This window comes from Rhodococcus sp. NPDC127593, assembly GCF_042671975.1.
Classification (GTDB): Bacteria; Actinomycetota; Actinomycetes; order Mycobacteriales; family Mycobacteriaceae; genus Rhodococcus_F.
In genome coordinates, this window is the sequence record NZ_JBHXWI010000012.1 from 189,359 (window position 1) to 204,432 (window position 15,074).

Consider the following 15,074-nt stretch of genomic DNA (forward strand, 5'->3'; position numbering starts at 1 on the left):
GAGGTCGCGGCGGTCAGCTCGCCCGCGTGTCAGGCAGTCGCGTGACGGTGGTGGCGTCGCTCGCCGGCGACACGTCGGCGACCGGTGCGTCGGCGGCGGGCGCCTTCTTCTTCAGCGTCGCAGCGTAGATGTCGACGTATTCCTGGCCCGACAGCTTCATCAGCTTGTACATGACCTCGTCGGTGACGGCCCGCTCCACGAAACGGTTGCCGCCCATCCCCTCGAAACGCGAGAAGTCGATGGGCTCACCGACGCGGATGGTGACCTTCGAGGGACGCCACACCCGGGAGCCGATCGGGTTGACCTTCTCCGTTCCGATCATCGCGACCGGGATGACCTTCACACCGGACTCGAGAGCCATGCGTGCCAGGCCCGTCTTGCCCTTGTAGAGGCGGCCGTCGGGCGATCGGGTGCCCTCCGGGTAGATGCCGAGCAGCTTGCCCTGCGAGAGGACTCGCAACCCGGCGTTCAATGCGTCCTGCGCGGCGTCGGCGCCCGTCCGGTCGATCGGCACCTGGCCGACCACCGAGAAGAACCAGCGCTGGAAAGCGCCCTTGAGTCCCGTCCCGGTGAAGTACTCGCTCTTGGCGAGAAAAGTGATCCTCCGCGGCACACGCAACGGCAGGAAGAACGAATCCAGCACGGCCTGATGGTTACTCGCCAAGATGGCTCCACCCTCCGCCGGAATGTTCTCCGTACCCTCCACGGTCGGCCTACCCAGCCCCCAGAGAACCGGCCCCAAAAACACGTACTTGAAGAGCCAGTACCACATGGCGTCCCTCCCGTTCACAACCCAAGCTTCGTTCGGGTCGACTCTACTTCGGGTGGGTGAGGGTCGCTACACACGCCCGGGAGGCCCGCACAGGATCACACTCTGCGGGTTTACAGCAATGGACCGGACGTCAACCTACCCGATCGGGCAGGACGGCCCGAGCGAGTTCCGCCGCTCCGATCATGCCCGCCGCCTCGCCAAGCTGGGTCGGACGGATGCGGGCCAGCGGCCGGTGCCCGGCCCCCGTCGTCAGCGCCGCGTAATGCTCACGGGCCTCGTCGATGAACAGCGGTGAGGAACTCGCGACCCCACCGGCGATCACGACGAGATCCGGGTCGTACACGTCCCCGATGAGCGCCAGGCCGACGCCGAGCCAACGGGCGAACTCCCGCATGGTCTCCAGCGCCAGCGGATCGCCGTCCTGTGCCGCGCCCGCGATCCGCCGGCCCGTCAGCACACCGGGATCGACCGCAACCTCCCGCGCGAGGACGGTCGACGCCGCCGGATCCGCGGCCAGAAGTTCGATCGCGGTGTCGACGAGGGCCGTCCCGCTGCAGTACCGCTCCCAGCAGCCGTGTTTGCCGCACGCGCACGGGCGTCCGTCGGGGACCACCTGGATGTGGCCGAGTTCGGGTGCGACGCCGTGGCTGCCGCGGTACAGCCGACCGTCCGCGAGGAGCGCCGCGCCGATGCCCGTGCCGATCGCGAGCATCACCACATTCCGGCCGCCTGCTGCCGCACCGAACCGGTGCTCGGCCCAGGCCGCCGCGTTCACGTCGTGCTCGAGGATCACCGGCAGACCGAGACGCTGCCCGAGGTCCCGGCCGACGGGTGAACCCACCCACGGAAGATGCGGCGCGAACCGCACCGTCGTGCGGTCGGGGGTGATGAACCCGGCGACCGCCAGCCCCACCGCGGCGACGTCGTGCCGCGCGGACAGCTCCCGGACCGCGCGGTCCAGGCCGTTCTCGAGTGCCTTCGCCGACGCCGGGGTCGGCGACTGGAGCGAGTCGAGCACCTCGCCTGCCGAGTCGACCACCGACGCGCGGATGCTCGTTCCACCCACGTCGATGCCGATGGTCAGCGCCGCGCTGCCGCCACGTTCGCTGCCCGTGCCTGTGCTCATGGAGATGATTGTGCCCATGCCGGATCTCCGACGTGCACGAGTCCGGCGATCCGGCCCGAGCTGAGCACGCTCAATGCTTGATGGTGACCGTGATCGGCTCGAACGCCGAGCCGCCGTCCGGTTCGGGCGTTCCACCGCCGGGGCCGGGTTCCGGACCGTCGGGGCCGCCGGGGCCCGAGGTGTCGTGAACGGCGTGCTCGTCGAGGACCTGTCGCAGTACCGCGATCAACACGGACGCCTGGCCGGCGAGCAGGGTCACGAGATCGTGCTGCTCGCCGCGGATCAGAGCCGCGAGTGCGCACACCGGGCACCACGTGCATCCCGACCACTGCCCGGTTCCGGCCGGCGCTCCCTCGGCGTCCGCCTGGGCGTGCGGCGCGGCCGCGCGCTGGAGAATCGGCTCCAGACGATCCAGGGCGGTCTCGGCGAGCGCCCGCAGCTCCGCCACCAGCTGCGCGTGGTCGTCGTTCATACCGGCCACACCTGCGGGTCGGGCGTGAAGCGCACGACCAGATCACTTCCGTCGAGTTCTGCGCCCGCGACGACGCACCGGCGCAGGACCGAGGCGAGGCGGACCCTGCGGCGCACCCCTTCAGCTCCCACGACCAAGTCGTCCTCCACTCGACCCAACGTGAGGGTCGACGGGTTCACGAGCGGCAGATACATCCGCATCGTGTACACAGAATCCACACCGGCCCCCGATTCCAGCCCCACCCGCACCGCAGGTGGGCTCTTCCCCAACACCGCAACCGCGTCCGTGTCGTCGGCATACAACTCCCGGGCGATTCCGCCGAGATCGGCCCACCCTACCGGCTCCGTCACCGACCGGGTCACCGAGAGGATCACCGTCGTGCCCGCGGAGGCGGTCAGCTCGGCGAGCACCCGCTGCTGCAGGGCTCGCCGCCGGATCAACCATGCCACACCGGGATCGTCGTGTCCTGCCGGCGAATCGAAGTGCGGCAGAAGGTTGTTCACGAGGATCGCGTCGACGCGCAGGCCGGACAGTGCGGCGACCGCAACGGTGCGCCGGGTTTCCGTCAGTACCACCCGCTCCGGTGTCGTCACCAGTCGCACAGTGGTTTTCGCCCGGTTCGCGAGCATCTCCCGGACCTCGCCGACCGCGGCCACGACCTGTTCGATCAGCGACACGAGCATGACGAGGCGGGGATCGGAACCCAGGAGCGCGACGATGCGGCGGTGCTGCGGCCACACCCGCTCGATGTACTCGAGAGCCATCGCAGGCGCGGCGAGCGTCCGAAGACAGTCCGCGGTGGGCGGGCAGTCGACCACGACGGCGTCGTAGTCGCCCTCGGTGGCGAACCGGACGATCTCCCTGAGCCCGAGCACGTCCTGCACGCCGGGAAGCCCGGTCAGCTCCTCCGGTTCGAGCGCGGACAACTGGGCGCCGTGGTCGTGCGTCCCAGCGGCCGCGAGAACCGCTGCCAGACTCCGGAACCTGTGCTCGAGCAACGTCAGGGTGTCGAGCTCGAGGACGTCGAGGGTGTCGGTCACGGACACGAGATCCCGGGCGGCAGCGATCCCGATCACGTCGGCGAGCGAGTGCGCCTGGTCGAGCGAGACGAGAAGAGTCCGGCTGCCCGCCTCTGCGGCCGCCTTCGCCGTCGCGGCCGCGAGCGTCGTCTTCCCGACGCCCCCCTTCCCTACGAAGAACTGGACCCGCGCAGGTCCGGCACTGCCCTCGCTGCTCAGCCTTCCACCCGCTTCTTGAGTTCCTTGAGCGCGGTGTCGGTGATCGCCTTCTCCGCCTTGCGCTTGAACAGGCCGATCATCGGAATGGTGAGGTCGACGGTGAGCTCGTACGTGACGGTCGTGCCGCCGCCCGGCTCGTCCTCGAGCACGTATGAACCGAACTGCGACTTCTGGATCTCACCGGACTCGAGTTCCCAGCTGACCGATTTGCCGTCGGGCGCCCAGTCGTAGCGGAGTACGTACGTGTCCTTGACCATGCCCGCGTCGAGCACGAAACGCACCCGGTCGGCCCGGCCGTTCTTTCCGGGCTCCATGACTTCGACGGACTTCGCGGCGGCCACCCACGCGGGGTACGCGTCGAAGTCGGCTATCACATCCATTACCCGGGCGGGCGGCGCCTCGATACTGATCGACCTCTTGGTCCTCTCGGGCATGGAGTGAACGCTTCCTTTCGCCTGGCCGACCCGCTCGTCGATCGCGGGGCCACGCCGTTACCGGTTTCGTATGTCTGTGTTGTGCCCGACTATCACACACGATCTCGGCGCCCTGACACAATGCCGACCCCGCCGCGGCGGCCGGATCTGCCTCAGGAGGGCGGTTCTCCCGCAGCTCGACCTGCCTCGAGTTCCTTCTTCACCTCGAAGGACATCACCTTTCCCTCGACGCGCCTGCGTCGGTTCAGTGCGGCCAGATCGGGGGTGCCCTCGCTGCGGGCCGGTTCGGCGTGGAGGAAGTAGTGGACGATCGCTCCGTCCAGCACCGGCTCGAGCCACACTTCCATCGTTCCGGTGAGGGGCCCGGCCACCGTCCACCGGATACCCTTCTCGGCCCGGTCCTCGCGGACGGTGAGGGTGAGATCCGGCCACCACCGGCGCCAGCGGGCCGGCGGGGCGATCGCCGCCGCGACCTGCTGCGGTGGGGCCGCGATGAACGTCTGGTCTGCGACCTGAATGCTGCTCACGGCGACTAGCTTCACATACCACTGTCGGCGGTGGCCGCGGGGTTCCGCGGCACCTCGCGGACAGGGCTCTGACCACCCTTCTTCGGCCTGGACGCGGACCGGGCACGGGAAGGTCTAAAGTTGGGACGACAATCCTACTCGTCAGTATCTTCAGTGTCGGAGGTTTTCGTGCCCGAGTTCAGCGCGCCACAGTCGTTCACGATCGCGGAGGACGCGTCCGCGGTCGACTCGGTGTTCGCCCACGCCGCGGCCGACCCGACGCTGGTCGTGTACAAGCGCAAGATCGGCGGACGCTGGACCGACGTCACGGCCGCCGAGTTCGCGGCTCAGGTCACCGCGGTCGCCAAAGGTCTCATCGCCCTCGGCGTCCAGCAGGGCGACCGGGTGGCACTGATGTCGGCCACCCGGTACGAGTGGCCCCTCGTCGACTTCGCGATCTGGGCGGCAGGCGGCGTCACCGTCCCGATCTACGAGACGTCCTCCGCCGAGCAGGTCCGGTGGATTCTCGAAGACTCCGCCGCGATCGATCTCGTCGTCGAGAACGCGACGCACGCGGCCACCGTGAAGGCCGTCGTCGCCGACGCGACCGCGCTCCGCGGCGTCTACCAGATCGAGGCGTCGGACGGCCGCCGTGGCGTCGTCGAGGAACTGACCGAACTGGGCACCGACGTTCCCGACTCCGAAGTCCGGGCCCGCGTTGCCGCGCTGAAGTCGAGCGACCCGGCCACCCTCATCTACACCTCCGGCACCACCGGCAGGCCCAAGGGCTGCCAGCTCACCCATTCCAACCTCATCGCCGAGTCCAAGGGCATCCTCGATTCCAGCCTCGGCACCCTGCTGAAGACGCCCGGCGTCAGCACCCTCATGTTCCTGCCGATGGCGCACGTCCTGGCGCGCGCCGTCAGCATCGCGTCGTTCGACGCCGGCGCCGCTCTCGGACACACCAGCGACATCCCGAACCTCGTCCCCACGTTCGGCGAATTCCGCCCCGACTTCATCCTGTCCGTTCCGCGGGTGTTCGAGAAGGTGTACAACAGCGCCCGTGCCAAGGCCCACGGAGAGGGCAAGGGCAAGATCTTCGACGCCGCCGCCGAGACGGCCATCGCCTGGAGCGAGGCTCAGGACAAGGGCGGGCCGGGTCTCGTCCTCAAGGCCAAGCACGCGCTGTTCGACAAGTTGGTGTTCTCGAAGCTGCGGTCGGCGCTCGGCGGTAAGTGCCAACTGGCGATCTCGGGTGGCGCCCCGCTCGGTGCCCGCCTCGGCCACTTCTTCCGCGGCATCGGCATCACCATCTACGAGGGCTACGGCCTCACCGAGACGTCCGCGGCGTTCGCGGTCAACACGATCGGCGAGCAGAAGGTCGGCTCGGTCGGCAAGCCGTTGGCGGGCAATTCCGTTCGCATCGCCGACGACGGCGAGATCCTGCTGTCGGGGCCGGTCGTCTTCAGCGGCTACTGGCTCAACGAGACCGCGACCGCCGACGCGATCGAGAACGGCTGGTTCCACACCGGCGACCTCGGATCGGTCGACGCGGACGGCTACATCACCATCACCGGCCGCAAGAAGGAGATCATCGTCACAGCGGGCGGCAAGAACGTCTCCCCCGCCCAGCTCGAGGATCACCTGCGTGCGCACCCGCTGATCAGCCAGGCCATCGTCGTCGGAGACCAGCAGCCGTTCATCGGCGCGCTCATCACCATCGACGCCGACGCACTGCCCGCGTGGAACGAGCGCAACGGCAAGCCCGCAGGGACGACGGTCGCGGATCTGCTCACCGACGCCGACCTCGCGGCCGAGATCGACGAGGCCGTCGCGGAGGCCAACAAGCTCGTGTCGCACGCGGAGGCCATCAAGAAGTTCCGGGTCCTGCCCGTCGACTTCACGGAGGAGACCGGCGAGCTCACGCCGACGATGAAGCTCAAGCGCAACGTGGTGCACGACAGCTTCGCCGACGACATCGCCGCCATCTACGCGAAGTAATGCCTTCGGCCCGTGAGTACTTCTTAACCGCCCGCGGTTAAGAAGTACTCACGGGCGGTCACGCAAGCAGCGCCTGGAGCTTGGCGGCGAGCACGTCCCATCGCCATTCCGTCTTGACCCATCTGCGGCCGGCCGCACCCATCGCGGCCGCGCGGTCGCGATCCGACAGCACCGAGATCACCGAACGCGCCACCTCGGCCACCGACGTGCCGTCCACGACCATCCCGGTTTCGTTCTGCCGCACCGTTTCCGGGGCGCCACCGGACTGTCCTGCGATGACCGGCACACCGGTGGCCGACGCCTCGAGGAAGACGATGCCGAGTCCCTCGACGTCCAGTCCCGCGCCCCTCGTGCGGCACGGCATCGCGAACACGTCGGCGATCGTGTGGTGGGCCGCCAGCTCCGCGGACGGCACCGTGCCGGTGAACACGACGTGGTCCTCCACCCCCACCGAGAGCGCGAGCGCGCGCAGTCGGTCCTCGTAGGGTCCGCCGCCGACGATCACGAGCACGGCACCGTCGATGTGCTCGCGGATGCCCGGGAGCGCCTTGATGAGGATGTCCTGGCCCTTGCGCGGCACGAGACGGGACAGGCACAGGACCGTCGGCCGCTCCCCCAGCCCGTAGCGCGACCGCAGTTCGGCCCGCGCCCCGCTGTCCGGGGTGAACAGGTCGGTGTCGACTCCGGGCGGCAGGTGTTCGAGCGCGGCACTCGCGCCGAACGCGGACGCGAATCGGCCCCTCGTGTACCGGCTGACATACGTGACGACGTCGGTCCGGTCGCCGATCCGTCCGAGGGCCTGGCGGGCCGCGGGGAGCATCGACCAGCCGACCTCGTGCCCGTGGGTACTCGCGACCACTCGTTCCGCCCCGGCGCGGCGCAGCGTCGAACTCAGCAGCGCGAGCGGGGCGGCTGCGCCGAACCAGACGCCCGTACAGTCGTGTTCGGCGAGTAACTTGGCGGCGCGGCGCGCGACGAACGGTGTGGGCACCATCAAGGTGGTGGGGTGCCGGACGACCTGAAATGGTTGCCGCGCATCGAACTTGATGTGCGAGTCGCCGCGCCAGCGCGGAGCGTAGACGACCAGGTCGTCGGCGGGCAGGTGCTTGGCGAAGGTGTGCAGGTACGACTGAATTCCGCCTGGTCGCGGCGGAAAATCGTTCGTCACCAACAGGGTTCGGCGCATGTGATCACCGTAGGCGGTGGGCCGTGCGGCAACCGACGCAGGGTCATCCCAGGTGAGCGCCCACCCAGTCGGTCCAGCGGTCCCGGAACTGATCGGCGTCGACGCCGAGAACGTCGGACAGCCGTCCGTCGACCGTCTCCGGGTCTGCGTCCCCCACGGCCAGCGTCCGGTACAGCTCCGTCAGCCTCGATTCGCCGTACTGCTCCGCGACGAACGCGTTGATCGACCACGCCGTCTCGTAGGCGACCGAGCCGCGTTCGCCGTATCCGGAGAAGTCGGTGTCCTCGGGGAACTCGGTCGGCGGACCCTCGGCGCCCACCTGCGCGGTCAGTGCCGGCGCGATCTGCCGTCCGGCCTCGCCGGTACCCCGATAGGCCGCGTACTCCGCGTAGCCCTCCAGCACCCACATCGGTGAGCGGTCCACCGTCTCGGCGCGCGCCGCCACGTGGATCAGCTCGTGCCGCAGGATCGCCCGCCGGGTGACCTCGGTCAGCCGGTCCGCCGACGCCGGGCTGAACACGATCCGCTGCCCGGTGACCGTGGCGGCCTCGGGGTCGACGGCGTCCGAGATGGCGACGGCGGCGATGTCGCGTCCGTCGTGATTCGGGCCGACGAGCGCCGTGAACTCGTCCTGCGATCCCGCGACCCACACGAGCGCGCGGCCCGCCCAGTCCGAACCCCACAGCTGGGTGGCGTTGACGACGGCGGCGGGGATTTCGTCCGCCAGCCGGTCGACCATGGTGGCGTTCTCGGGATGTCCGAGCACCACCGATGTCCCGTCACCGGTGTCGACGCGGCGCGACACGACGGGTCCGAAATCCCACGGTCCGCGCCAGGTCCGTCGCTCGCCGTCCACGGTGGCGTTGTCGCTGACCAGTGCCCAGCGGTCGCCGCGCCGGGCGACGACGAGAGCCACCGGCTTGCGGGTGGGATTCTCGTCCGCGATCGCGTAGCGGAGCTGAACGGCGGGCGCCCACACCTCGTCGGCCCCGAGCGCGTCGACGAGACTCGACGGCACCGCCGTCTCTGCGCCGTCGGCGATCTCGTAGCCCCAGTCCGAGAACTCCACACCGGCAACGTTGCCCGCCCGCCGCATCTCGGCGGCCAGGAATCCCGGTGCCGCCGCCTGATCCATCAGGCCGGACAGCTGGGCAGCGTCGTTCGCCCGAACGGCCGACGCCCAGGTGTCGAGGAGCGTCTGGACGGCTGCCGCCCGCGCCTCGGCGTCGGCCTGCGCGGTGCCGACGGCTCCGTCGGCGCCCCGCTCGGTCCGGGAGAACCCGGTCAGTGCGAGTACGACGACCACGGCGAGGACGAGTCCGGCCAGTGCGGCCAGCTCCCACGGGCGCGCCTGACGGCGCGAGGTCGGATCCGTTGCGGGAGACGGGTCTGAAGCGGGCACGCCGGTGAGTGTATGAGCACGCCCGGGCGCCGCCGTCGGACGGTCGCCGTCAGTAGCGGCGCGCCCCGTAGAAGGGGAACTTCGCCATCGACTCGATCTTCACCGGAACACCGAACGTCGAGGCGTGGAGAATGTTGCCGTTTCCGGCGTACAGACCGACGTGGGACGCGTCGTTGTAGAAGAGGACGACGTCACCGGGCTGCAGGGCGTCGCGGGACACCGGGGTGCCGCCGCTGGCCTGCGCCTGACTGGACCTCGGCAGCGTCTTGCCGATCTGCTTGTACGCCCACACGACGAGTCCCGAGCAGTCGAATTCGTCCGGACCGGTGGCGCCCCACACGTACGGGTCGCCGATGCGGGTCATGCCTGCCTGCAGCGCGCTCGTACCCGAGCCGGGGGTGAGATGCGCAAGGATCGTGTTCGGGTCGAAGCCGGGCGGGAAGGGCGTCCCCGCCAGTTGGTCGCGTTCGGCGCCGGTGAGATCTCCGAATGCCTTGATCACGTCGGCGATCTGCGCCTGCAGGTCGCTCTGTTTGCGTTGCAGATCGTCGCTCACCGCTTTGGCCTGCTCGGTCGCGGACCGCGCGGAATCAGCGGACTGCTTCGACGCCTCGGCCGCCTTCGTGGCTTCCGACGTTGCCGACTGGAATTGCGCGACCTGGTTGGCGGTGTCGTTGGAGATGGCGTCCAGAGCGGACATCTGGTCCAGGAGTTGCTGCGGCGAATCGCTCACCATCACGGCGAACAGGCGATTGGTCCGTGCGCCCTGGTAGTTGGCGGTGGCGAGCTTGTTCACCACGGGCTCGAAGACGGCGACGCGCGCGTTGGCGGCGTCGAGCACACCCTGGTCTGCCGCGAGCGTGGCGTCGGCGTCGCGTTGCGCCGACTGCTTGGTCTCGAGATCGATCTGCGCGTTGTGGAGTGCCTCCGACGTCTGCTCGGACTGCCGCGACAGGTCACCGAGCTTCGTCAGCGCATCGGTCGGGTTGGTGGTGACCGGGTCTGCACCCGCCTGGATCGCCGGCAGCGACACGAGCGCCACCGACAGCACGCCGGCTGTCAGCACGCTGCCCAGGGAGCGCTTCATCTTGTGTGAGGCCACGGAAATGCGGTTCTCCGATCGTCGATCTCCACCAGCCGAGTCGGGTGTCCGGTGCGGCTCAGGGATTTCCTCGGCCGATGCGACCGTGGAGTGCCGAAGAGGTGGTGACCCCGCGTTGCCGCCCGGTTGGCGCGACAAGACTTCGCAAGGTCTCGGATAGGTTACGGAATGGCATACGTTGGTGTCCACCCATGTCACGAACGGGGTGGCGGGGACCACCCGGCGGGTGAACGACACGCTGTCTGCCTGGGGCGCAACGACATCGAGGGTGGGTTCGAATCGGAATTCGAACCCACCCTCGGTGGTCGTGCGAGATCCTACGAAGCTACCCCGTGCATCCCCGCCCTCGACTCGGTGGATGCCTCGCCTCGTGCGTGGATCAGTAGCGGCGTGCGCCGTCGAAAGGCATGGACGCGATGGGCGCCAACTTGACGGGCTGACCCTCGGTGGAGGCGTGGATCACGTTGCCGTTGCCGGCGTAGATGCCCGAGTGCGATCCGCCGTAGAAGGAGATCACGTCGCCGGGGCGGAGATCGGACTGCGACACGGGCGTGCCTGCCGCCGCCTGCGCGTAGCTGGTGCGCGGCAGGTTCAGTCCGGCCTGCTTGAACGCCCACTGCACCAGACCGGAGCAGTCGAACGAGTTGGGGCCGGCGGCGCCGTAGACGTACGGCGAGCCGAGCTTGGTCTGAGCGGCCTGAACGGCCTTGTCACCTGCACTGCTGGCGGGCGCCGGGGGCGCGGGCAGGTTCGGGACACCGGGGATCTGCGGGATGACGACACCCGGGATCTCGAAGGTTCCGACTCCGGGGATGGTGACGGGATCTGCGGCCGCGGGGGCCGCGGTAGCGGTGAGCGCTCCGAGTGCGAGCGCGCCGGCGACGACTGCCCGTCGCACATTCCGCTTGGAAACTTGTGACGCCACGAAAGGGGTACTCCGTTTCTTCCATTCATCCGCCGACCGAGTTAGCTGACGGGTTCGGGCTGGGAAGATCAGCCCTACCCACCGGTGCGTGAGGACGTCCCGGCGGGATTCACCCCAGTAGAAACTTGGGTTCCCGGTACGACCGCTCTCGCGAGTGGCCGATTAGGCGGTGACTAGCGATGCTGCCCCGGTGTTGGGGCTGCGAGACTCCGCTAGGTCTCAGGAAGGTTACGAAATGGAATACCCCGATGTCGACCGGAACACGCGGAAAGTGTCCGTTTGGGCCGATTCCGGGCTTCCGGGCGCGCGATACCCGCATTCGGTAACAACTGGATAACAGGCGGTTTGTTTCCGATCTCTTTTCGACAGCGGGAGTGGGCATTTCGCGAAGCCTCGCAACTCCCCGATTTCTTCTCGCACCGCGTTCCTGCTGTTCAACGGGGGTGCCGCGGACCGAACCAGTGGCACGCGCCGGACCCGCCGACACCGGTCCCCGCCCCGCACGAACCCCTCGTTCACGGTCGCGTGCCCGACCCTCACACCCCCCGCGACCGCCGCCCGCGAGCGACAGTGTGATCCTCGTCTCTCCGGCCTCCCCGGGCGGTTCTGTCGGTGCCCGTCCATACGCTCTGAGCCGTGAGTGTCCCCGGTGTGCCCGAACAGCTGAGATTCGACGAGCTCGACACCCCACTGCGGGACACCACGTTCGTGGTGGTCGATCTCGAGACCACCGGCGCGCGGCCGGGCGAGGACGCCATCACCGAGATCGGTGCCGTGAAGATCCGCGGCGGCGAGGTGATCGCCGAAATGGCCACTCTCGTCGACCCGGGACGGTCCATCCCGCCGCACATCGTCGAGATCACGGGCATCACCACCGCCATGGTGATCGATGCCCCGCGGATCGAGCGAGTGCTGCCGGCGTTCCTGGAGTTCGCACGCGGGGCGGTGCTGGTCGCGCACAACGCCCCGTTCGACACGGGCTTCCTCAAGGCCGCGGCGTCCGCCACCGACACCCCCTGGCCCAAGTTCACCGTGCTCTGCACCGTCAAACTGGCCCGGCGCGTCCTCAGCCGCGACGAAGCGCCGTCGGTCAAGCTGTCGTCGCTGGCCCGGCTGTTCGACGTCGGCACCACTCCGACCCACCGGGCACTCGACGACGCCCGTGCCACCGTCGACGTCCTGCACGCCCTCATCGCGAGAGTCGGCAATCAGGGAGTGCACAGTCTCACCGAGCTCGTCGACTACCTTCCCGACGTCTCTTCCCACCAGCGGGCGAAACGCGCGCTCGCCGGCCATCTCCCCCACGCTCCCGGCGTCTACCTGTTCCGCGGACCGTCCGACGAGGTCCTCTACGTGGGCACGGCGACCGATCTGCGCCGGCGGGTGCGCAACTACTTCACCGGCTCCGAGACGCGTGGCCGGATGAAGGAAATGGTGGCGTTGACCACCCGGATCGACCACGTCGAGTGCGCGCACGCGCTCGAGGCCGGCGTGCGCGAGCTCCGGCTGCTCGCCGCCCACACGCCGCCGTACAACCGGAGGTCCAAGTACCCGAAACGCGGCTGGTGGATCACGCTCACCGCGGAGGCCTTCCCCCGGCTGTCGGTGGTGCGGACCCCGACCGCCGACTCGCTCGGTCCGTTCCGGTCCCGCTCGACCGCCGTCGACGTCGCCGACGTCCTCGCCGAGTACTGCATTCTCCGCACCTGCACGAGCCGCATCCCGAAGGGAAGGGAGCACGGTGCACAGTGCCCGCTCCGCGAGCTCGGACGCTGCCCGGCGTCCCTCCACGGCCGCGACACGGAGGGGGCTTACCGTCCCGGGCCGGAGCTCTTCCGCCAGTTCCTGCGCGGCCTGGACGACGCTCCGCTGCGCCGCATGCGTTCACGGGTGGAGGAGCTGGCCGCCGGCGAGTTGTTCGAGAACGCCGCACGCCTGCGTGATCGCACAGCGGAGGTCGTGCTCGCGTTACGCAGGATGCAGCGCCTGGCCGCCCTCACCGCCCTCGATCAGCTCGTGGCCGCTCGCCCGGCCCCGACCGGCGGCTGGGAGTTCGCGGTGATCCGTTCCGGGCGACTCGCGTCCGCGGGTTGCGCCCGGCGCGGAATCCATCCGATGCCGGTGGTCGATGCGCTCGTCCTCACCGCCGAAACCGTCGTTCCCGACGCAACTCCCCTTCGCGGCGCGTCCCCCGAGGAGGCCGGACTGCTGGCGCGCTGGCTCGACCAGGAGGACATCCGCATCGTCAGCGCCTCCTCGGGCTGGTGCGAGCCCGCACGGGGCGCCGGATCCTGGTCCGAGTGGTGCGCACTTGCGCGAGCGGGGAGCGCGTCGACACGGGACGCAGAGACCCGACCACCCGCGCCGGGTTCCGCCGACCACCGCTTAGGCTGGCGATCATGATCAACGCCATCGTCCTGATCCACGCCGAAGCCCACCGCATCCCGGAGACCGCTCAGGCCGTCGCCGACATCGAGGGCGTCGACAAGGTCTATTCCTGCGCAGGCGACGTCGACCTGATCGCGATCGTGCGGGTCCGGGACCACGCGAAGATCGCGGAGGTCGTCACCGAGGGAATCAACAAGGTGGACGGCGTCTCCCGGACGGCGACGCACATCGCGTTCCAGTCCTATTCCAGCGCCGACGTCGAAGCGGGTTTCTCGATCGGCGAATAGCTCGCCGGCTATTTGCTGGTGGCCAGACCCGACGTGAGTTCGGCCCACCGTGCGAGCAGCGTCGCGGCCGCTCCATTGTCGATCGACTGCGCCGCCGTCGAGAATCCGTCCGACAGCGCGTCTTCGAGCGTGCGGCCGCCGAGTCCCCGGAACGCCGCGATCGCCGCCGCGGCGTTGAGCAGAACCGCGTCGCGTACCGGTCCGGTCTCACCGGCGAGGAGTCGCCGCGCCACCGCCGCGTTCACGTCGGCGTCGCCGCCGCGCAGTTCGTCGAGCGACACCCGTGCGATCCCGATGTCGCGAGGGTCGAGTCGACGGGTGGTCACCGCCCCGTCCGCTACGACGTGCACGGTCGACGTGGTCGACGTCGTCAACTCGTCCAGGCCGTCGTCGCCCCGCACCACCAGCGCCGAGTTGCCGCGCTGCGCGAGCACACCGGCCACCACCGAGATCAGGCCCGGGAACGCACAGCCGATGAGGCCGGCCCGCGGACGAGCCGGATTGGTGAGCGGTCCGAGCACGTTGAAGACGGTCGGGATGCCGATCTCCTTGCGCGGCGCGCCCGCGAACCGCAAGGCGGGATGGAACACCGGCGCGAAGCAGAAGCCGATGCCGACCTCCCGGACGCAGCGCGCCACCTCGTCGGGACCGAGATTGATCTTCACCCCGAGTGCCTCGAGAACGTCCGCCCCACCGCTCTTGGACGACGCCGCCCGGTTTCCGTGCTTGACGACGCGAATGCCGGTCGCCGCGACCACGAGTGACGCCATCGTGGAGATGTTCACGGTGTTGGATCGGTCACCACCGGTTCCGACGATGTCGACGACGTCGTCGTCGACGGGGACCTTGCGCGCGTGCGCGAGCATCGAGTCCGCCAGTCCGCGCAACTCCTCCGGTGTCTCGCCCTTCATCTTCAGGGCGACACCGAACGCCGCGATCTGCGCGGACGTGGCATTGTCGGACATGATCTCGTCCATCGCCCATTTCGCCTCGTCCACCGAGAGGTCACGTCCGTCGGTGAGCGTGCCGAGGACCGACGGCCACGTGCGTGCCGGCCGCACACCGTCGTTCGTCCCCTGAGCAGTCGGGCTCTGCATCGTCGTGTCCCCTTGTACTAGTGGCGGATCCGGTCCTGGCAGCCTAGTGCCGTATCAGGCAACGTTTGCCTTGTTGACGATTTCTCGTAGTTTTTGGTCGGCGGCGTGGTTGTTTCGCCAGATGATGTAGCGGCGGAT

General features: G+C 69.1%; 14 protein-coding genes and 1 riboswitch. Of the genes, 3 read left to right on the plus strand and 11 right to left on the minus strand.

From position 1 onward, the window contains the following. Nucleotides 1-13 precede the first annotated feature (13 nt). The 6 genes from ACFVJ3_RS13990 to ACFVJ3_RS14015 form a co-directional block, all read right to left on the minus strand. Entirely contained in the window at nt 14-772 is a 759-nt protein-coding gene (locus ACFVJ3_RS13990) for a lysophospholipid acyltransferase family protein (protein ID WP_378452600.1), read from the minus strand. A gap of 130 nt (nt 773-902) precedes the next feature. Continuing rightward, nucleotides 903-1,916 carry an ROK family protein gene (locus tag ACFVJ3_RS13995; protein ID WP_378452582.1) on the minus strand — a complete coding sequence of 338 codons (1,014 nt, stop codon included), beginning with the start codon at nt 1,914-1,916 and terminating at the stop codon, nt 903-905. 52 nt (nt 1,917-1,968) lie between these two features. Continuing rightward, on the minus strand, nt 1,969-2,370 hold the full coding sequence (locus tag ACFVJ3_RS14000) for a hypothetical protein (protein ID WP_378452583.1): 402 nt from the start codon (nt 2,368-2,370) through the stop codon (nt 1,969-1,971). Further along, on the minus strand, nt 2,367-3,608 hold the full coding sequence (locus ACFVJ3_RS14005) for an ArsA family ATPase (RefSeq protein WP_378452601.1): 1,242 nt from the start codon (nt 3,606-3,608) through the stop codon (nt 2,367-2,369). The genes ACFVJ3_RS14000 and ACFVJ3_RS14005 overlap by 4 nt, the downstream gene beginning before the upstream one ends. Further along, complete coding sequence (locus ACFVJ3_RS14010; RefSeq protein ID WP_378452584.1) at nt 3,605-4,042, minus strand: SRPBCC family protein; 438 nt, start codon at nt 4,040-4,042, stop codon at nt 3,605-3,607. Before ACFVJ3_RS14010 ends, ACFVJ3_RS14005 begins: the two co-directional genes overlap by 4 nt. A gap of 152 nt (nt 4,043-4,194) precedes the next feature. Then, nucleotides 4,195-4,569 (minus strand): polyketide cyclase / dehydrase and lipid transport, encoded by a 375-nt coding sequence (locus ACFVJ3_RS14015; protein WP_378452585.1) that lies wholly within the window; start codon nt 4,567-4,569, stop codon nt 4,195-4,197. A gap of 168 nt (nt 4,570-4,737) precedes the next feature. On the opposite strand from ACFVJ3_RS14015, the gene ACFVJ3_RS14020 reads away from it, so the two are divergent. Further along, nucleotides 4,738-6,549, plus strand: a complete 1,812-nt coding sequence (locus tag ACFVJ3_RS14020) for an AMP-dependent synthetase/ligase (protein ID WP_378452586.1) — start codon at nt 4,738-4,740, stop codon at nt 6,547-6,549. Nucleotides 6,550-6,607: 58 nt separating this feature from the next. Here the strand turns inward: ACFVJ3_RS14020 and ACFVJ3_RS14025 are convergent, their stop codons facing one another. From ACFVJ3_RS14025 to ACFVJ3_RS14040, 4 genes are all read right to left on the minus strand, one after another. Then, nucleotides 6,608-7,735 (minus strand): glycosyltransferase family 4 protein, encoded by a 1,128-nt coding sequence (locus tag ACFVJ3_RS14025; RefSeq protein ID WP_378452587.1) that lies wholly within the window; start codon nt 7,733-7,735, stop codon nt 6,608-6,610. Between the two features lie 43 nt (nt 7,736-7,778). Beyond that, nucleotides 7,779-9,137, minus strand: coding sequence for a hypothetical protein (locus tag ACFVJ3_RS14030; protein ID WP_378452588.1), 1,359 nt, complete (start codon nt 9,135-9,137; stop codon nt 7,779-7,781). Between the two features lie 49 nt (nt 9,138-9,186). Beyond that, a complete protein-coding gene (locus ACFVJ3_RS14035) occupies nt 9,187-10,239 on the minus strand; it encodes an NlpC/P60 family protein (RefSeq protein WP_378452589.1) in 1,053 nt (350 codons plus the stop codon). A gap of 379 nt (nt 10,240-10,618) precedes the next feature. Next, on the minus strand, nt 10,619-11,164 hold the full coding sequence (locus tag ACFVJ3_RS14040; protein WP_378452590.1) for an NlpC/P60 family protein: 546 nt from the start codon (nt 11,162-11,164) through the stop codon (nt 10,619-10,621). 14 nt (nt 11,165-11,178) lie between these two features. Next, a riboswitch (cyclic di-AMP (ydaO/yuaA leader) is annotated at nt 11,179-11,343 on the minus strand. A gap of 457 nt (nt 11,344-11,800) precedes the next feature. Here ACFVJ3_RS14040 and ACFVJ3_RS14045 point away from each other — a divergent pair. Both ACFVJ3_RS14045 and ACFVJ3_RS14050 read left to right on the plus strand, forming a co-directional pair. Next, on the plus strand, nt 11,801-13,567 hold the full coding sequence (locus ACFVJ3_RS14045; protein ID WP_378452591.1) for a DEDD exonuclease domain-containing protein: 1,767 nt from the start codon (nt 11,801-11,803) through the stop codon (nt 13,565-13,567). After that, on the plus strand, nt 13,564-13,839 hold the full coding sequence (locus tag ACFVJ3_RS14050; protein ID WP_005247708.1) for an Lrp/AsnC family transcriptional regulator: 276 nt from the start codon (nt 13,564-13,566) through the stop codon (nt 13,837-13,839). Before ACFVJ3_RS14045 ends, ACFVJ3_RS14050 begins: the two co-directional genes overlap by 4 nt. 8 nt (nt 13,840-13,847) lie before the next feature. Here ACFVJ3_RS14050 and trpD read toward each other — a convergent pair whose 3' ends face one another. After that, nucleotides 13,848-14,936, minus strand: coding sequence for an anthranilate phosphoribosyltransferase (gene trpD / locus ACFVJ3_RS14055; protein ID WP_378452592.1), 1,089 nt, complete (start codon nt 14,934-14,936; stop codon nt 13,848-13,850). Nucleotides 14,937-15,074: the final 138 nt, after the last annotated feature.